This is a genomic window from Mycobacterium colombiense, assembly GCF_003284935.1.
GTDB lineage: Bacteria > Actinomycetota > Actinomycetes > Mycobacteriales > Mycobacteriaceae > Mycobacterium > Mycobacterium arosiense_A.
This window is the reverse complement of the sequence record NZ_QMEV01000084.1, coordinates 1-17,829: the sequence shown is the minus strand read 5'-3', so window position 1 is coordinate 17,829 and position 17,829 is coordinate 1. Positions and strand designations below refer to the sequence as shown.

Here is a 17,829-nt window from a genome sequence, read left to right as displayed (position 1 = left end):
CCCGCCACGTCGTCGACGGACACCAGCGCGCGCACCGCCCGATGCGCACCCGGTGGTCGACGTCCTCGAGGGCGCGACGGTAGTGCGCGGCGTCGCCGGACCGGCGGGCGGCCAGCACGTACACCGACGCGGCGCGGACCACCCGATCGGCCGACTCCAGGTGCTGCCGCACGCTTTCCGGCTCGGGTAGGACCTCGACCAGCTCGCGGATGCCGTCGGCGCCGGTGCGCCGGACGGTCGCGTCGTCGTCGTTCAGGGCGGCCACCAGCGCAGGCGCATACCCGTCGGGGATGTGCTCGGTCAGCGTCGACACCGCGGTGCGGCGCACCCCGGGGTCCGCGTCGGCAAGGTAGGGCTTCAGGTCCGCCATCGTGGGCTCCTCGAGCGCCAGCACCTCGGCGATGCGCGGCGAGGGCGGCTCGAATGCCGTTGCGGCCGAGTTGATTCGGGATACGGCGGTGGCCGGCGCCTGACCGCCGACCAGCGGTGGCTGCTCGACCGGGTACACCGTCTGGTCGGTGGGCGGCAGGCCGTCCAGCTCCGGGACCGGCACGAAGTACGGCGCCACCGGCCGCTTGAGGAACACCATCTCACCGCTGTCATCCTTGCGCAGGTTGAGGTGATAGCCCCACTGGTTGTCGTCACGGCCCGGCAGGTCGGCGCGATCGTGATACAGGCCCCAGCGCGATTCGGTGCGGGTGTGCGACGAGCGGGCGGCCATCTCGGCGCAGTCCCGGATGAACGACACCTCCACCGCCCGCATCAGCTCGTGCGGATTGCGGGCGCCCATCTCGGCGATCTCGGCGCTCATCCGCTCGAAGGTGCGGATGGCCAGCGACAGCTTTGCCCCGGTCTTGGGGGGCGCGACATAGTCGTTGACGAAGCGGCGCAGCTTGTATTCGACCTGCGGCTGCGGCGGGCCGTCCGGATGGCGCAGCGGCCGGTAGATCAGCTCGTGCGCCTCACGCACCTGGTCGTCCGGAAGTTGCTGCGGTGCAGCCACTTCGGCCAGGGTCGAGGCGGCATGCGTGCCGGCCAGATCGCCGAAGACGAACGCCCCGATCATGTAGTTGTGCGGGACGCAGGCCATGTCGCCGGCGGCGTAGAGTCCCGGCACCGTGGTGCGGGCGTGCTCGTCGACCCACACCCCGGAGGCGGAATGCCCGCTACACAAGCCGATCTCGGAGATGTGCATCTCGATGTCGTGGGTGCGGTAGTCGTGGCCGCGGTTGGCGTGGAAGGTGCCCCGGGTGGGCCGCTCGGTGGTGTGCAGGATGTTTTCCAGCGCGGTCAGCGCCTCGTCGGGCAGGTGCGACACCTTCAGGTAGATGGGCCCGCGCGCGGAGTCGATCTCGCTTTTCATTTCGGCCATCATCTGCCCCGACCAGTAATCGGAGTCGACGAACCGCTCGCCGTGCGCGTTCACCTGATAGCCACCAAAGGGATTCGCCACGTACGCACACGCCGGGCCGTTGTAATCCTTGATCAGCGGGTTGACCTGGAAGCACTCGATGCCGGACAGCTCCGCGCCCGCATGGTAGGCCATCGAGTAGCCGTCACCGGCGTTGGTCGGGTTCTCGTAGGTGCCGTACAGGTAGCCCGAGGCGGGCAGGCCGAGTCGGCCGCACGCGCCGGTGGCCAGGATGACCGCCTTGGCGCCGACCGTGACGAATTCGCCGGTGCGCGTGTTCAGCGCGGCCGCACCGACGGCCCGCCCGCCGTCGACCAGCACCCGCACCGGCATCAGCCGGTTCTCGATCTGGATCTTCTCGCGCATCGACCGCTGCCGCAGCACGCGATACAGCGCCTTCTTGACGTCCTTGCCCTCGGGCATCGGCAGCACGTAGGAGCCTGAGCGGTGCACCCGGCGCACGGCGTATTCGCCGTGCTCGTTTTTCTCGAACTTCACCCCGTAGCGCTCCAGCCGCTGCACCATCGCGAATCCGCGGGTGGCGGTCTGATACACCGTGCGTTGACGATTCCGTCGTTGGCGCGGGTGATCTCGGCGACGTAGTCCTCGGGCTCGGCCTTACCGGGGATCACCGCGTTGTTCACGCCGTCCATGCCCATGGCCAGGGCGCCGGAGTGGCGCACGTGGGCCTTCTCCAGCAGCAGCACCTGCGCGCCGTTCTCGGCGGCCGACAGCGCGGCCATGGTGCCCGCGGTGCCGCCGCCGATGACCAGCACGTCGCAGTCAAGGCGGGTCGGGGCCGCCGGGTCGGGAATCTGCATCATGCCGCCACCGCCGAGTGATCCAGCGCCGCAATGACTTCGGCGCGCACCGCGGCGCGCTGCCGATCGACGCGCGGCTCCGGCACGTCGACCAGGGCGCGCAGCGGCTGGCCGGCCTTGCCCAGCACGGCGATGCGATCGCCCAGCAGCAGCGCCTCGTCGACGTCGTGGGTGACGAAGACGATCGTCGTCGGATGGGCCCGCCACGTGTCGATCAGCAGCCGCTGCATGGCCGTCCGGGTCTGGGTGTCCAGCGCGCCGAACGGCTCGTCCATCATCACCGCGCGTGGCGCCCCGGCCAGCCCGCGGGCCAGCTGGACGCGCTGGCGCATGCCGCCGGACAGGCTCTTGGGCAGATAGTCACCGAAGCCCAGTTCCGCGTCGGGAACGTAGGCGGCACGGACCTTGGCGCCGCGGGCGGTGGCGTCCCGCACGGCCCGCAGCAGGCTGGTCGGGTTGGCGACCGTTTGGGTGGAATCGGCACCGTCCAGCCACAGCTCGCTTGCCAGCCCGGGATCCCCGCGCAGCGCCGACGGGTTGGTGGTGGCGGCCCGGGCCGCGTCGTAGTTGAGGCCGCGAGCGCCGAACACGGTGCGCAACGGCCCGTCCTGGACGAAGCCGGACACGTCGAGGTCGGCGAAGTCACCGATCGACTTCAGGTAGGACACATCGTTTTTCAACGCCTCGACCAGTGACGGTTTGAGCGTGGTGTCGAAAGAGGTACCGCCGGGGCCGTTGTAGAGGTACACCACTTCCTGCGGCAGGCCGCTCCCCTGGGCGACGATGCGGGCGGCCTCCAGCGGCTTGCTGTTGAGGAAATCTCCCGCGTCCAGTTGCGCCTGCAGGAAGGCACCCAGCACCTCGGGATGCGACGCCGCATACGAGCGCCGCACCACCACCCCGTGCAGGGTGGGCAGGTTCAGCTCGGCCCCGTCGTAGAGCAGTTTTGCCTTACCCTGATACACCAGCAACCCCGGCCAGTCGACGAACTGCGAAAGGCCTTGCACCTGACCGGATTCCAGCGCGGAGGCGCCCACCTGCGGTTGCTGGTTGAGCACTTCCACACCCTTGATCCCGGCCCGGTCCAGCGCCCGCATCAACGTGCCGTGACCGGCCGACCCCACGCTGGCCGAGACCTTGGAGCCGGCCAGGTCGTTCAACGTGGTCGCCGACGAACCGGGCGCCACCACCACCATGTTCAGCGCGCCCTTGGGGTTGTAGCCGGTGATCGAGACGATCTCGGTTTTCGCCAGCGGGTTGGCCTGCGTCTTGGAACCGTTGATCAGCATTGGATAGTCACCCATCGAGCCGATGTCGATCTTCTCGGCGAGCATCTGCGCGGTGATCGGGGCACCGGTGTCGTAATCCTGCCAGCGCACCGCGTATTTGGTGCCGGTGCGGGTGGTGATGTCGGCCAGGCGGCGCTCCAGGTAGCCCTGCGCGCGCAGCAGCGTCCCCGCGGTGACGGTGTTGATGGTCTTGGACTGGTAGCCCACCACCACGTTGACCACACCGGAGGACTGCGACAGGGATTCCAGTGAGCAACCGGAGGCGAGCGCCGCGATCGCGACCACCACCGACGCCAGCGCAATGGCGGGTCGTTTCATCGAAGACCCTGGGATTGAACGCTTTTCAGCGAAGCAGATAGGGCATGTTGACGGTTACGGCGCCGGTGGGACAGCGGGCCGCGCAGGGGCCGCAGTACCAGCACTCGTCGACGTGCATGTAGGCCTTGCCGGTGTCGGGGTTGATGGCCAGCGCATCGAGGGGACAGGCCTCCACGCACAGCGTGCAGCCGTCGATACACAGCGACTCGTCGATGGTGACCGGAACGTCGGCGCGGTTGTTGTTGATCAGCGTCATCGATTGCTCCTCATCGGCTCGGCTCTTATGAGATTGCCGCGCATGGTGATTCGGTCGCCGCGCATCCGGATGTACTCCAGGTCGACGGGTGTGCCGTCGGCCAGGCTGGTGAGTCGCTCCAGCATCAGCAGCGCCGCGCCGTCGGGCACCTGCAGCGTGGCCGCCGAGTGCGCGTCGGCCGGGATGGCCTCGAGCGCCAGCGCCGCCGAGCCCAGCCGCTGCCCGCTCACCTGTTCGATCAGCGCGAACAGGTCGTTGGTCTCCAGCGGATGGTCGAGCACCCGCCGGCCGATGTCCGGGGCGAGGTAGGTGAGGTCCAGGCTCAGCGGCAGCTCGCCCAGGTACCGCAACCGCTCGACGAACGCCGCCTGCTCACCGGGCCGCAGCCGCAGCCGGCGGGCCACCGACGGCGGCGCGGTGACCGGCATCGCGGCGCGCACCTCGTTGCGGACCTCACCGAGATCCTTGAACGTCTCCTTCAGGCCGAGCAGCGCGTCCAGGCCGTGGTCGTACTTGCGCTGCGCGACGTGCGTGCCCACCTTCGGCCCGCGGTCGATCAGCCCCTCGTGCTTGAGGACGGCCAGCGCCTCGCGAATGGTGTTGCGCGAGACCGAGAATTCGCCGGCCAACTCCTGTTCGGCGGGCAGGCCCGCCGGATAGGCGTCGGCGTGGATCTGCTGGCGCAGCACGTCGGCGACCCGGCGGGCACGGTCGGCCCTGGGTCCTGCAATCGGTACGGGGTGCGCCACGGGAGTCACGCTAATGCAGCTCAGGGCCGCTTTCCGGGGCGCCGATGCGCGACCGTGGCCGCGCCAGGGCGTATTGCGCCGGGCGGCGTTCGGGCCCCACCAGCACAAACCGCCGCCCGCCGCGTCATTGCGCCACCTGCGAGAACCCGCCGGCTTTGTGATCCCGGTGAGCAGAACCTGCCGCGGGCGTCGCACTCGGGAATTCCGTGTCGGGCACCGATAGCGGAAGATGACGTGCATGACTGACGTCTCGAAGCACACGCTGACCAAGGTGCCCGCCGTCACCCTGGGCTTCTGGGTCATCAAGGTGTTGGCGACGACGTTGGGCGAGACGGGTGGCGACACCGTCACGATGACCCTCAATTGGGGCTACGCCGCCGGGGTCGCGATTTTCGGCGTCGCGCTGGTGGCTCTGGTGGCGGCCCAGATCCTGGCCAACCGGTTCCATGCGGTCCTGTACTGGGCGACGATCGTGGCCTCGACGACCTTCGGCACCGTGCTGGCCGATTTCGCGGACCGCTCGCTGGGCATCGGGTACACGGGCGGATCGCTGGTGCTGCTGGCGTGCCTGCTGGCCACCCTGGGACTGTGGCGATGGTCGCAGGGCACCGTATCGGTCAGCACCGTCTCGACGCCCAAAGTGGAGGCCTTCTACTGGGCGACCATCACGTTTTCGCAGACGCTGGGCACCGCGCTCGGGGATTGGCTGGCCGACACCCGCGATTTCGGTTACGAACGCGGCGCGCTGGTGTTCGCGGCCGGCCTGGCGGTGGTCGCCGCCCTGTACTTCTGGACCTCGATTTCCCGCGTCACGCTGTTCTGGGTCGCGTTCATCCTCACCCGGCCGCTGGGGGCGACCGTGGGTGACTTCATCGACAAGCCCGTCGCGGACGGCGGCCTGGCGTGGAGTCGCCCGCTGGCCTCGGCGGTGATCGCGGCGCTCATCGCGCTGCTCCTCGTGATCATCCCGCAGCGTCCCGGCCGGCACCCCGGCCGGCCCGAAGACGATGCGCCACAAGCCCAGCCGGACAGCGGCGCCGAGCGCTCGGATCGGGACGCGCGCTGATGAGAGTCCTGCTCGTTGAGGACGAACCACGGCTGGCCGCGACCCTGACCAGGGGGCTCAAGGCGGAGGGGTTCGTCGTCGTGGCCGCCGGCAACGGTGTCGACGCCCTGCGGGAGGCCACCGAAAACGCGTTCGACGTCATCGTTCTCGACATCATGCTGCCCGGCCTCAGCGGCTATGAGGTGCTGCGCCGGATGCGGTCGCACAACGTATGGACGCCGGTGCTCATGCTGACCGCCAAGGACGGTGAGTACGACGAGACCGATGCCTTCGATCTGGGCGCGGATGACTATCTGACGAAGCCGTTCTCGTTCCGGGTGCTGGTGGCGCGGCTGCGGGCGCTGGTTCGCCGCGGCGCACCGGCGCGCCCGGTGGTACTCAAAGCGGGGTCGCTGGCGCTCGATCCCGCCCGGCACACCGTCAAGCGGGGCTCGACGCCGATCGCGCTGACTCCCCGCGAGTACGGGGTGCTCGAATACCTGATGCGCAACATGGACGTGGTGGTGACCAAGGCCGAGATACTGCAGAACGTGTGGGATGCCCACCATCACGGGCCGGACAACGTCGTCGAGGTCTACGTGGGCTATCTGCGCCGCAAGATCGATGTTCCCTTCGGTACCAACACGATCGAGACGATCCGGGGGGTCGGCTACCGGTTGGTGTGCTGAGACCCCTGCCGCGGCAACGTCACAACCATGGTGGTTCCCCCGCTGGGCCCGTCGTCGATGGCGACCGCGCCCCCATGCGCGGCGACGACCTCGGCGACGATCGCCAGCCCGAGCCCGGTTCCTCCCCCGCTGCGCGCCCGGTCGGAGTCCAGGCGCACGAAACGTTCGAACACCCGGTTGCGGTCGGCGGGGGCGATGCCGGGGCCGTCGTCGCTGACGGTCAGGACCGCCGTCGCGTCGTCGCCGCGGACTTCGATGGCGACACACGAAACCGCGTGGCGGACAGCGTTTTCGACGAGGTTGCGGATCATCCGCGACATGGCCACCGGGTCGGCGTCCAGACGCACCGGGCTCATGTCGGTGTGGATCACGCACTGCGCGTCGCGGCGGGCCCGGTCGGCCTCGGCCCGCACCAGGTCGTCGAGTGCCACCGGCTCCCTGCGCCGCAGCAGCCGCTGCTCGTCGGCGCGGGCCAGCAGCAGCAGGTCCTCGATCAGGGTGTGCATGCGCTGCGCCTCGGGCAACAGGGTGTTGACGGCGAGCTCGGCGTCGAGCAGGTCGGGATGGGCCTCGGCCACCTCCAGCCCGGAGATGATGGTGGCCAGCGGGCTGCGCAGTTCGTGGGACGCGTCGCCCACGAAGCGTTGCTGCTCGCGGTGACCCGCTTCCAGCCGCGAGAGCATCTCGTTCATGGTGACGGCCAGGGCCGCGATCTCGTCATGGCTGTCGGGCACCGGAACCCGCCCGGCCAGATCGGATGTCGAGATGTCGGCCACCCGGGTCCGGATCGCGTCCACCGACTGCAGCGAGCGGCGCACCAGCCAGTAGGTCGCCCCCGCCACCACCGCGACGATCACCGGCGCGCTGCCGGCCAACACGATCGCCAGGGCCCGCGCGGTCCCCTCGACCGCCTCGCTGCCCCCTCCCACCAGCACCGTGTAGACGCCGGATCGGGTCGCCACCTTTTGGCCGCTGACCCGCATGTCGTCGCCGGCCACCGCGTCGTCGGGCAAACCGCGGCGCAGAGTGAAGTCGAACTGGTCCGGCGAGACCAGCGGTGTCTTCGGCGCCGAGCCGGATCGTCTGACCACGGTGCCGTCCGGGCCGATCAACTGGGTCGCGACCACCCGCTGGTCGGTGGTCAGCAAGTGGTTGTCGAGGTCGTCGAGCGAATCGGACTGCAGCGCCTTGGTGATATCGCGGACCCGTTCGGCGGCGGCGTAATCGACGCCCGCCAGCAGCGACCGGTACAGGATCGCGTCCAGTCCCGCGCCGGCGACGCCCAGCGCGCACAGCACGACGATCGCCGACACCGCCGCCGAGCGGGCCGAGATGCCCAGGTGCGGCAGATGCCGCGGGCGCAGCCGCCCGCGGGGCCGAGCCTCCCGACCACCGAATATCCGCACGCCGTCGATTCTCGCAGGGCCGCGGCCCCGCGCAGAACACCGAGCTCAGCGCGCTCTCAGCGCCCTCTCAGGGCCGCCGTCCTAGGCTGACGGTGTCATGTCTGGTACCGCACGCTCTTCGCGTCGTCGCGACCGTGTGACCACCCGGTTGCTGGTCAGCGCGGCAGTGCTGTTCGGCACGGGCGTGCTGGTGGCGGCGCCGGCCGGCGCCGACCCCAGCCCGTTCGGCACCCTCAGTTCGAGCTGCAACGAAACGGCCCCGGCGGGCCGGGACGCGCTCATCCAGGGAATCCGGCGGGGCATCACCGACTGGTCGCCCGGCGCACCGCACACCTCGGCGCGCACCACGTGCGCCGCCCAGCCGCCCGCGAAGACCGGCTGATCGCTCAGCCGCTGTCGGCGACCGACGGCACCGCGGGGGCGCCGTCGGCCCCGTTGTTGCGCGCTCCGTTGGTTGCCGACGCGTCCGAGGGCAGCTCGAAGGCCGCGGTCACCGAACCCACCGCCGCCATCGCGGCGTTGCGTTGCGCCTCCATGCGCGCCAGCGCCGTCTCGGTGAACACCGACAACCCGAGATCGGGGTTGTATCCGTGGATTTCCTTGACGTCGAGCTGGGCCAGGAAGTAGACGATCTCCTTGGACACCACCTGACCGGGGACCAGCACCGGGAAGCCCGGCGGGTAGGGGACCACGAACGTGGTCGACACCAGGGTCTTGCCCTCGGCCAGTCGTCGCCCGGCCATGCCGATCAGCACGTGTTCGCGGTCGGACTCCTCGTATCCGGCGTAGAACGCCGAGCGCATGTCGCCGAATTTGCACTCGTCGACGGGCCGAAACGCCATGTCGAATTCGCTGAAGTCGGGCAGATGCGGCAGATCCTCGGTGATCTCCTCGACATGACGTTCTTGCAGCGCGCGGTCGGCGACGCTGGCCGCCTTCTGGATGCGGTCGAAATCGATTGCCACCCTTCGCAACACGTCGAGCAGATAGTGCACGCTCGACCACGTGACGCCGATCGTGAAGATCAACAGCACGCTGTTGATCGACGTCTTGTTGATCTGGATGCCGAATCGTTCCATCAGGATCTTCTCGCGGAAGTCGTAGCCGTTCATCCCGGTCGCGCCGACGAACAGGGTCACGCGGGTGGCGTCCAGCACGAACTGGTCGGAGCGCCACGCCTCGTTCCACTCGGCCAGCGCCCCCTGCCTGACCTCGCGGTAGGAGCTCACCGAGGACTCCCGGAATTCCTCTGGCACCAAATCGGATTCGTCGAGGATGCGGAACCACTTGCTGATCAGCCGGTCCTTGCGCACCCGATGCCGGAAGACCAGCGCCATGTCGTAGACCTGCCGGACCAGCTGGAAGCCCTCGATGTCGACCTGGCGGCGCGCCAGGTCCAATGAGGCCAGCAGTTGCTGGTTGGGTGATGTCGACGTGTGGGTCAAAAACGCCTCACCGAACGAATCGCGGGTGAGCGCGTTGAAATCCTGGTCGCGCACATGGATCATCGACGCCTGCCGAAGCGCCGACAGCGATTTGTGGGTGGAATGGGTGGCGTAGACGCGGACCCGCGCGGTGGCCGGGTCGGGCATCAACTCGCGCTCGATCCACTCCGACCGGTCGACGCCCTCCATGGTGGCGGCCCATTTCCGGTATTCCTCAACGTATTCCGGCGAGGCGAGCATCTGCTCGAGGCGTTCGGCGGACACCATCGCCGTTCGCTGCCGGGCCCACGGAACGGCCGTGGCGAACGCGTACCACGCCTCGTCCCACAGGAAGCAGATGTCCGGCTTGATCGCCAGCACCTCCTGCATGACCTGCAACGGGTTGTAGACGACTCCGTCGAAGGTGCAGTTGGTCAGCAGCAGCATGCGCACCCGGTGCAGCTGCCCGGCCGCCTCCAGGTCCAGCAGCGTCTGCTTGATGGTGTGCAGCGACACCGCGCCGTAGATCGCGAACTGCGGCAGCGGGTAGGCGTCCAGATACAAGGGGTAGGCGCCGGCCAGCACCAGCCCGTAGTGGTGCGACTTGTGGCAGTTGCGGTCGATCAGCACGATGTCGCCCGGCCGCGTCAGCGACTGCACGACGATCTTGTTGGCGGTCGACGTCCCGTTGGTGACGAAGTAGGTGTGGTCGGCGTTCCACGTCTTGGCTGCCTTGTCCATCGCCTTTTTGATGTTGCCGTGCGGATCGAGCAGCGAGTCCAGACCGCCGGAGGTGGTGGAGGTTTCGGCCATGAAGATGTTGCGGCCGTAGAACTCCCCCATGTCCTGCAGCGACCTGGAGTTGAAGATGCTGGCGCCGCGCGCCACGGGCAGGGCGTGGAATTGGCCGACCGGCGCCGCGGCATACGCCCGCAGCGCATCGAAAAACGGTGTGGCGTAACGGTTCCGCAGACCGGCGAGGACCGTGCTGTGCAGATCGGTGACGTCGTTGAGCCGGTAGAACGTCCGGTCGTAGACGTCGGGCTCGGTGTCGTCACCGGCCGCGATCGACTCGTCGGTGAGCAGATACAGGTCGATGTGGGGCCGCAGCTCCCTGATCCATTCGCCGCACTCCACCCAGTAGTTGGCCCGGTCGGGGATGCCGTCGCCGGCGTCCTCGTTGGGTCCGAGGAGCGTGTTCATCAGCGGCAGCCGGTCGCGGGACCGCAGCGGCAGGTCGTCGCGGATGATCGCGGCCTGGATCTCCCCGTTGAGCGCGACCGCGGTGATGGCGTCCTCGACGCTGGGAACCACCAGGATCTCGAACTGCACGTCGTCAGACGGTGCGCGCAGCGCGCGCAGGCACTCGGCCAGGCTGTCCGGCGCGGTGCTGGGGGCGTCGTCGGCGAGCAGCACCGTGTAGAAGTGCTGCTGTTTGGCCTGGGCCACCAGTTCCTGGTCGTCCAGGGGTGCCGACGTGTCGAAAAGCCCTGCGCGGTCGCCATATTCACTCAGCAACCGCACGGCCAGGGAGACCTCTTCGGTGAGCCGCACCGTGGACAGGCTTTCCAGGTGGGCGCGGAAGATCGCCAGATTCGCCGCACCGGGGTACAGCCAGTACCGCTCGTAGGCGGCGATGCGGTCCATCAGGCGTTTCACCCGGGCCACGTCGTGGGTCTTGTCCAGCCCGGCGAGGTCGACCTCGGCGAGGTGACGGCAGGCGTCGTCGAGCAGGTTCCAGGTGTCGACCCGCGCGTAGGAGGGGTTGGCCACGGCCGCCAGGGCCGACACCCGAAGTCGTCGCGGCTGGGTGCTGTATCGAATCATGACCTCACCTGTTCTTCGTTCGCCGCCGCTGACGTGCCGCTCGTATTGTCAACCCGCCGCGGCATGCCCGTGGTCGTTTCACCCCAGCTTGATCAGCGATCCGCCTCGTCGTCACTTTCCACCACACGGCGATTACCCCGGCCGCCGTCCACCCATCGCAGCATCGGCAACTCCCAGCGGCGCGCCGGCAGTTCGGTGACATCGGACAGCGAGCGCACCACGCCCTGCGTCAGCCCCATGATCGCCGCCATCACCGGCAACAGCGGCTGCAGCGGCTTGGCGGCCGAGCGCACCGTGCTGATGCGGCGGGCGAGGACCACCCGTTCGACGCAGTGATACAGCCAGGCGCCGACCCCCAGCGCGAAGATCGAGAGCACCGAGGCGACGACGGTCAGGTGGAAGGCGGCGCAGATCACCGCGCCCAGCACCACCGCCGCGGCCAGCGCGGCCGCAACGAGCAGGCGCAGCTCCAACCGGGTCATGGCTGCGGTCCGGGGCCCTCCGGGGTTGCCGCGACGTCGGGATCCCGCGCGCCCCGGACCGCCTCGGCGGCGGCCCGGATCTGCGGCGTCACCAGCATGACGTGGCCGAGCACCCCGTTGACGAAGCCGGGCGAATCATCGGTGGACAGCTCCTTGGCCAGCTGGACGGCCTCGTCGACGGCCACTGGCTCGGGCACGTCGTCGGCGTACAGCAGCTCCCAGACCGCGACCCGCAGGATCGCGCGGTCCACGGCGGGCAGCCGGTCCAGCGTCCAACCCTGCAGATGCGAGCTGATCAGGTCGTCGATGTGCGCGGCGTGCTCGCCGACGCCCCGGGCCGCCGCGGCCGTATACGGCTGCAGGGGCGCGATCTCGGGGTTGGTTTCGGCGAGCCCGGTGCGCACGTCGACCACCTCCGCCGGGCTCAGACCGCGGGCCTCGGCTTCGAACAACAGGTCGACGGCGCGTTTGCGGGCCTGATGGCGTCCCCTCACGGGTCTACTCACGCGTTGATGCGGCCCAAGTAGCTGCCGTCGCGCGTGTCCACCTTCAGCTTGTCGCCGGTGTTGATGAACAGCGGCACCTGGATCTCGGCGCCGGTCTCCACCGTGGCCGGCTTGGTGCCCGCGCTGGAGCGGTCGCCCTGCAGGCCGGGCTCGGTGTGGGTGACCTCCATCTCGACCGACACCGGCAGTTCCAGGTACAGCGGTGACCCGTTGTGGAACGCCACCTGCACCGGCAGACCCTCCAGCAGGAACCGGGCGGCGTCGCCGACCAGCGACTCCGGCAGCGGGTGCTGCTCGTAGTCCTGGCTGTCCATGAACACGAAGTCCGAGCCGTCGCGGTAGAGGTAGGTGGCGTCGCGCCGGTCGACGGTGGCGGTCTCCACCTTGACCCCGGCGTTGTACGTCTTGTCGACGACCTTGCCGGAGAGCACGTTCTTCAGCTTGGTCCGCACGAAGGCCGGGCCCTTGCCGGGTTTGACGTGCTGGAACTCGACGATCTGCCACAGCTGGCCGTCGATCACCAGCACCAGTCCGTTCTTGAAATCGGCAGTGCTTGCCACGGTTCGGTATATCTCCTCGGGGATGGACAGTCGGCTGCGCGGCTGTCTGTGACTTGTCGGCCAGTTTAGAGCGCCGCCGGGCGCGGCCTCGCGGGCCGGGGTCGGCGCGGTGACGGGCCAAACCCCGTCAGCGGCGCACCGGTTCGGAGCCCATCGCGGTGCGCTCGTCGGGCGAGGGCAGCGGCTTGACCATGGTCAGCAGCGGGAAGTGGACGGTGACCCCCCCAGCGAACGGCATGCGGATCGCGAAGTACACGATCTGCATCTCGAGCCGCGTCTCCCGAAGGGGCTGGGCGTACATGTCCCACCGGAAGTCTCGGAGGCGCGCCAAACCCCGTGCCACCCCGTTCACCCACCCGACTGTACTCGCGGGGGCAAGCCCCCCGGAGGACCTGCGAGGGCTACCCCAGGACGGCCAGCTCCTTGGGGAACTTGGTCAGCAATTCCGGCGGCTTGCCGCTGGCCGGCTGGGGCACGACCAAGGTGTCCTCGATGCGCACCCCGCCGCGGCCGGGCAGGTAGACCCCGGGTTCCACCGTCACCACCGATTCGGCCAGCAGCGTGCCGGTGGACGTGGTGCCGATGCCCGGCGCTTCGTGGATCTCCAGGCCCACGCCGTGGCCCAGGCTGTGGCTGAACTGCTCGCCATAACCGGCGTCGGCGATCACCTGGCGGGCCGCGGCGTCCACCTCGCGCAGGTCGGCGCCGGCGTGCAGCGCCTCCCGGCCGGCCCGCTGCGAGTCGGCGACCAGCTGGTAGATCTCCAGCTGCCAGTCGGCGGCCTTGCCGAGCACGAAGGTGCGGGTCATGTCGGAGTGGTAGCCGCCGACCAGCGCGCCGAAGTCGATCTTCACGAAATCTCCGCTGGCCAGCACGGCGTCGGTGGGGCGATGGTGCGGGATCGCCGAATTCGGCCCGGCGGCCACGATGGTCTCGAACGAGATCGCCTCGGCGCCGTGGTCGAGCATCAGGGCCTCCAGCTCGCGGCTGACCTCGCGTTCGGTGCGGCCGGGCCGCAGGCCGCCACGCGCCACCAGATCGCTCAGCGCGGCGTCGGCCGCCTCGCAGGCCAGCCGCAGCAGCGCGACCTCGCCGGCGTCCTTGACCTCGCGCAACGCCTCGACGGTCCCGGCGGCCTTGACCAACTCGGTGGCCGCTTTGCGGTCGTCGAGCTCGCGGGTCAGGGCGTCGAACCCGTCGACGGTCACCACGTTGCTTTCGAAGCCCAGCTTCTGCGCGCCCGCCTCGGCGGCCTGCGCGACCAGGTAGCGCCCGAGCGCCCGTTCGATGGCGACGTCGAGGTCCGGCGCCTGCTCGGCGGCCTGGGTTCGGTACCGCCCGTCGGTGGCCAGCACGGGGCCCCGATCGTCGGCGAACACCAGCAACGCGCCGTTGGATCCGGTGAAACCGGTGAGGTAACGGACGTTCACCAGGTCCGTGACCAGCAGCGCATCCAGTCCGCCCGCCTCGAGTCGCGCTTTGAGCCTGTCTCGACGCTGTGAATGTGTCACAGGTCTTGACGGTACTCGCTACGCTTTTGGGCCATGAGTAACTGGATGCTGCGCGGATTGGTCTACGCCGCGGCGATGGTCGTAGTCCGATTGTTCCAAGGTGCACTGATCAACGCGTGGCAGACGAACGCCGGGTTGTTCAGCGTGGTGCTGCTGCTGCTGTTCATCATCGGCGTGGCCGCGTGGGGGGTGCTCGACGGCCGCCGTGACGCCATCGCCAACCCGGATCCGGACCGCCGCGGCGACCTGGCGATGACGTGGCTGCTGGCCGGCCTGCTGGCCGGTGTCCTCAGCGGCGCCGTGTCCTGGCTGATCGCGCTCGTCTACAACGGCCTGTACACCGGCGGGCTGCTCAACGAGATCACGACCTTTGCCGCCTTCACCGCGCTGTGCGTCTTCCTGCCCGGGATCATCGGCGTGACCATCGGGCGCTGGCGGGTGGACCGCAATCCCCCGCCGCGGCGGCCGGGCACCGACGATGAGCGGGCCGATACCGACGTGTTCTCCGCGGTGCGCGGCGACGACGCCCCCACCGGCGAGATCCCCGCGCAGGCGTCCGGCGCACAGGGCGAGGCGCGGGCCGGGTCGGTCGCCACGGCCGAGCGCGAGGCGCCCACCGACACGGTGGCCACTACCGAATCCCCGACCGAGACGATCGCCAAGCCCGAGGACGACCCGAAGACCGAGGTGATCCGCACCGGCGAGGAGCACACCACGCCGGGCACCGAACACGACAAGGGCTAGCTGTTGGCGCCGGGCTCCCCGGCCAGATAGCGCAGGGCGAGCAGGTAGCCCTGCACCCCCAGGCCCACGATCACGCCGGTGGCGACCGGGCTCAGATAGGAATGCCGCCGAAATTCCTCGCGCGCATGGACATTGGAGATGTGCACCTCGATCAGGGGCTCACTGAGCTCGGCGCAGGCGTCGCGCAGCGCCACCGAGGTGTGGGTGAGCCCGCCGGCGTTGAGGATCACCGGTTCGCCCGCGTCGGCGGCCGCATGAATCCAGTCCAGCAGTTCGGCTTCGCTATCACTTTGCCGCACAACGGCTTTGAGGCCCAGCGCGTCGGCCTCCCGCTCGATCAACGCGGCCAGCTGATCGTGTGTCGTGTCGCCGTACACGTCGGGCTCCCGCCGACCGAGCCGGCCCAGGTTCGGGCCGTTGAGGACGTTGACGGTCTTACTCATGGGCCACTCCCGCGTAGGCCGCCGCCAGCAGCGCCGGGTCGGGTCCGGCCAGCCGGCCCGGCTTGCCCAGCCCGTCGAGGACCACGAACCGCAGCACGCCGGCGCGCGATTTCTTGTCTCCCGCCATGTATTCCAGCAGCTGCGGCAGCGCGTCGGCGTCGTAGCTGACCGGCAGGCCGAGCGCGGCCAGGATGGTGCGGTGGCGTTGCGCGGTGGCGTCGTCGAGCCGGCCGGCCAGCCGCGCCAGCTCGGCGGCGAAGACCAGGCCCACCGACACGGCGGCGCCGTGGCGCCACTGGTAACGCTCGCGGCGCTCGATGGCGTGCCCCAAAGTGTGTCCGTAGTTCAGGATTTCGCGCAGCTCCGACTCTTTCTCGTCGGCGGCCACCACCTCGGCCTTGACGGCGATCGCGCGGCGGATCAGCTCCGCCAAGACGTCCCCCGACGGGTCGACGGCGGCCCGCGGATCGGCCTCGATGAGGTCGAGGATCACCGGATCGGCGATGAACCCCGCCTTGACGATTTCGGCCATCCCGGCCACAAGTTCGTTGTGCGGCAACGTCTTCAGCGTGTCGAGGTCGACCAGGACGGCGTGCGGCTGATGGAACGACCCGACCAGGTTCTTGCCCGCGTCGGTGTTGATCCCGGTCTTGCCGCCGACGGCCGCGTCGACCATGCCGAGCAGCGTGGTGGGCACGTGCACGATGTCGACGCCGCGCAGCCAGGTGGCCGCCGCGAATCCGGCGACGTCGGTGGCCGCGCCGCCACCGAGGCTGACCAGTGCGTCCTTGCGTCCGATCCCGATGCGGCCCAGCACTTCCCACAGGAAGCCCACGACCGGAAGATCTTTGCCCTCTTCGGCGTCCGGGATCTCGATGCGATGCGCGTCAACCCCCTTGTCCGCCAACCGGCTTCGGATCACTTCGGCGGTCTCGGCGAGCACCGGTTGATGCACGACGGCCACCTTGTGCCGGTTGCACAAAAGTTCGTCCAGCTCGCCGAGCAAGCCGGTGCCGACGATCACCGGGTACGGCGGGTCGACGGCCACCTCGATGGTGACCGGATCACCGGGGCGGGTCATGTCGCGGCCCCCGCGGGGGCCTGCAACCGCGAGACGATGTAGCGCACCACCGCGCCGGGGTTGCGCCGGTTGGTGTCGACGCGGATGGTCGCGGCCCGCCGGTACAGCGGGCTGCGTTCGGCCATCAGCGCGCGGTACTTGTCGGCGCGATCGGGCCCGGCCAGCAGCGGGCGCACCGCGTTACCGCCGGTGCGCCGCACGCCTTCGGTGGCGCTGATCTCGAGGTAGACGACGGTGTGACCGGCGAGCGCCTCCCGCACCCCCGGGCTGGTGACGGCGCCGCCCCCGAGTGACACCACGCCGTCGTGATCGGCCAGCGCGGCGCGCACCACGTCCTCCTCGATGCGCCGGAATTCCGGCTCGCCGTCGGTGGCGAAGATGTCGGCGATGCGGCGCCCGGTCTGCTGCTCGATGGCCGCGTCGGTGTCCAGGAAGTCGACCCCGAGCGTCTTGGCCAGCCGCCGGCCGATCGTGGACTTGCCCGAGCCCGGCAAACCCACCAACACCGCCTTGGGCGCCATTACCCGGTACCCCGGGCGGCCGGCGACTCCCGCTCGGCGACCGCCCGCCGGTAGGACTCGACGTTGCGGCGGGTTTCGACCAGCGAATCGCCGCCGAACTTCTGCAGCGCCGCACGCGCCAGCACCAGCGCCACCATGGCCTCGACCACCACGCCGGCGGCCGGCACCGCGCACACGTCCGAGCGCTGGTGGATCGCGACGGCCTCGTCGCCGGTCGCCATGTCGACGGTGGCCAGCGCCCGCGGCACCGTGGAGATGGGCTTCATCGCGGCGCGCACCCGCAGGGGCTGGCCGTTGGTCATGCCGCCCTCGAGGCCGCCCGCGCGGTTGGTCGAGCGGACCACGCCGTCGGGGCCCGGATACATCTCGTCGTGGGCGCGGCTGCCGCGGCGGCGCGCCGTCTCGAAGCCGTCGCCGACCTCGACGCCCTTGATCGCCTGGATGCCCATCACGGCCGCGGCGAGCTGGCTGTCGAGCCGGTTGTCGCCGCTGGTGAACGAGCCCAGCCCGACCGGCAGGCCAAGGGCCACCACCTCGACCACGCCGCCGAGGGTGTCGCCGTCCTTCTTGGCGTCCTCGATCTCGGCGATCATCGCCTCCTCGGCGGCCTTGTCGTAGGCGCGCACCGGGCTGGCGTCGATCGCGGGCAGGTCGCCCATGCCGGGCGGCGGCCCAGCATAGGGGGCCGAGGGGCCGATCGAGATGACGTGCGAGAGCACCTCGACGCCCAGCGCCTGGCGCAGGAA

Annotated in this window: 17 protein-coding genes and 3 pseudogenes; 4 read left to right on the top strand and 16 right to left on the bottom strand. The window is 69.7% G+C overall.

Translation table 11 applies throughout. The features are described from left to right. The 5 genes and pseudogenes from DQP57_RS23800 to DQP57_RS23785 form a co-directional block, all read right to left on the bottom strand. Nucleotides 1-2,232: pseudogene (locus DQP57_RS23800) on the bottom strand (fumarate reductase/succinate dehydrogenase flavoprotein subunit); the annotation flags it as partial. Further along, nucleotides 2,232-2,603 (bottom strand): annotated as a pseudogene (locus DQP57_RS27550) (ATP-binding cassette domain-containing protein); the annotation flags it as partial. The pseudogenes DQP57_RS27550 and DQP57_RS23800, both read right to left, overlap by 1 nt. Further along, nucleotides 2,601-3,839 (bottom strand): annotated as a pseudogene (locus tag DQP57_RS23795) (ABC transporter substrate-binding protein); the annotation flags it as partial. The pseudogenes DQP57_RS23795 and DQP57_RS27550, both read right to left, overlap by 3 nt. A 25-nt stretch (nucleotides 3,840-3,864) precedes the next feature. Further along, entirely contained in the window at nucleotides 3,865-4,095 is a 231-nt protein-coding gene (locus DQP57_RS23790) for a 4Fe-4S dicluster domain-containing protein (RefSeq protein ID WP_112635075.1), read from the bottom strand. Then, nucleotides 4,092-4,853, bottom strand: coding sequence for a GntR family transcriptional regulator (locus tag DQP57_RS23785; RefSeq protein WP_112635074.1), 762 nt, complete (start codon nucleotides 4,851-4,853; stop codon nucleotides 4,092-4,094). Before DQP57_RS23785 ends, DQP57_RS23790 begins: the two co-directional genes overlap by 4 nt. Nucleotides 4,854-5,082: 229 nt before the next feature. Between DQP57_RS23785 and DQP57_RS23780 the strand changes: the two genes are divergently transcribed. Continuing rightward, nucleotides 5,083-5,910: a COG4705 family protein gene (locus DQP57_RS23780; protein WP_112635073.1), complete on the top strand. Its 828-nt coding sequence runs from the start codon at nucleotides 5,083-5,085 to the stop codon at nucleotides 5,908-5,910. Further along, nucleotides 5,910-6,578: a response regulator transcription factor gene (locus tag DQP57_RS23775; RefSeq protein WP_112635072.1), complete on the top strand. Its 669-nt coding sequence runs from the start codon at nucleotides 5,910-5,912 to the stop codon at nucleotides 6,576-6,578. Before DQP57_RS23780 ends, DQP57_RS23775 begins: the two co-directional genes overlap by 1 nt. Here DQP57_RS23775 and DQP57_RS23770 read toward each other — a convergent pair. Continuing rightward, entirely contained in the window at nucleotides 6,560-7,942 is a 1,383-nt protein-coding gene (locus tag DQP57_RS23770; protein WP_112635078.1) for a sensor histidine kinase, read from the bottom strand. The genes DQP57_RS23775 and DQP57_RS23770 overlap by 19 nt on opposite strands. Before the next feature lie 139 nt (nucleotides 7,943-8,081). On the opposite strand from DQP57_RS23770, the gene DQP57_RS23765 reads away from it, so the two are divergent. After that, a complete protein-coding gene (locus DQP57_RS23765) occupies nucleotides 8,082-8,366 on the top strand; it encodes a hypothetical protein (protein ID WP_112635071.1) in 285 nt (94 codons plus the stop codon). 4 nt (nucleotides 8,367-8,370) lie between these two features. On the opposite strand, the gene DQP57_RS23760 is transcribed toward DQP57_RS23765, so the two are convergent. The 6 genes from DQP57_RS23760 to DQP57_RS23740 form a co-directional block, all read right to left on the bottom strand. Then, nucleotides 8,371-11,235 (bottom strand): aminotransferase class I/II-fold pyridoxal phosphate-dependent enzyme, encoded by a 2,865-nt coding sequence (locus DQP57_RS23760; RefSeq protein ID WP_112635070.1) that lies wholly within the window; start codon nucleotides 11,233-11,235, stop codon nucleotides 8,371-8,373. A gap of 92 nt (nucleotides 11,236-11,327) precedes the next feature. Next, the gene (locus DQP57_RS23755; protein ID WP_112635069.1) at nucleotides 11,328-11,717 is read right to left on the bottom strand and encodes an antitermination protein NusB; all 390 of its coding nucleotides are present in this window, start codon (nucleotides 11,715-11,717) and stop codon (nucleotides 11,328-11,330) included. Further along, entirely contained in the window at nucleotides 11,714-12,223 is a 510-nt protein-coding gene (nusB, locus tag DQP57_RS23750) for a transcription antitermination factor NusB (protein ID WP_112635068.1), read from the bottom strand. Before nusB ends, DQP57_RS23755 begins: the two co-directional genes overlap by 4 nt. Further along, entirely contained in the window at nucleotides 12,220-12,783 is a 564-nt protein-coding gene (efp, locus tag DQP57_RS23745) for an elongation factor P (protein ID WP_066863465.1), read from the bottom strand. The genes nusB and efp overlap by 4 nt, the downstream gene beginning before the upstream one ends. 127 nt (nucleotides 12,784-12,910) lie before the next feature. Beyond that, nucleotides 12,911-13,135, bottom strand: coding sequence for a hypothetical protein (locus tag DQP57_RS26710; protein ID WP_133259302.1), 225 nt, complete (start codon nucleotides 13,133-13,135; stop codon nucleotides 12,911-12,913). Nucleotides 13,136-13,184: 49 nt separating this feature from the next. Next, a complete protein-coding gene (locus DQP57_RS23740; RefSeq protein ID WP_112635067.1) occupies nucleotides 13,185-14,294 on the bottom strand; it encodes a M24 family metallopeptidase in 1,110 nt (369 codons plus the stop codon). Between the two features lie 33 nt (nucleotides 14,295-14,327). Here DQP57_RS23740 and DQP57_RS23735 point away from each other — a divergent pair, with 33 nt between their 5' ends. After that, nucleotides 14,328-15,038, top strand: a complete 711-nt coding sequence (locus tag DQP57_RS23735) for a B-4DMT family transporter (protein WP_205869221.1) — start codon at nucleotides 14,328-14,330, stop codon at nucleotides 15,036-15,038. Here DQP57_RS23735 and aroQ read toward each other — a convergent pair. The 4 genes from aroQ to aroC form a co-directional block, all read right to left on the bottom strand. Then, a complete protein-coding gene (gene aroQ, locus DQP57_RS23730; protein WP_112635066.1) occupies nucleotides 15,035-15,481 on the bottom strand; it encodes a type II 3-dehydroquinate dehydratase in 447 nt (148 codons plus the stop codon). The two genes, DQP57_RS23735 and aroQ, sit on opposite strands and share 4 nt — an antisense overlap. Beyond that, nucleotides 15,474-16,562 carry a 3-dehydroquinate synthase gene (gene aroB / locus DQP57_RS23725; protein WP_112635065.1) on the bottom strand — a complete coding sequence of 363 codons (1,089 nt, stop codon included), beginning with the start codon at nucleotides 16,560-16,562 and terminating at the stop codon, nucleotides 15,474-15,476. The genes aroQ and aroB overlap by 8 nt, the downstream gene beginning before the upstream one ends. Next, nucleotides 16,559-17,083 carry a shikimate kinase gene (locus DQP57_RS23720; protein WP_112635064.1) on the bottom strand — a complete coding sequence of 175 codons (525 nt, stop codon included), beginning with the start codon at nucleotides 17,081-17,083 and terminating at the stop codon, nucleotides 16,559-16,561. Before DQP57_RS23720 ends, aroB begins: the two co-directional genes overlap by 4 nt. After that, nucleotides 17,083-17,829: chorismate synthase (gene aroC, locus DQP57_RS23715; RefSeq protein ID WP_112635063.1), on the bottom strand; the 747-nt coding region annotated here is incomplete at its 5' end. The genes DQP57_RS23720 and aroC, both read right to left, overlap by 1 nt.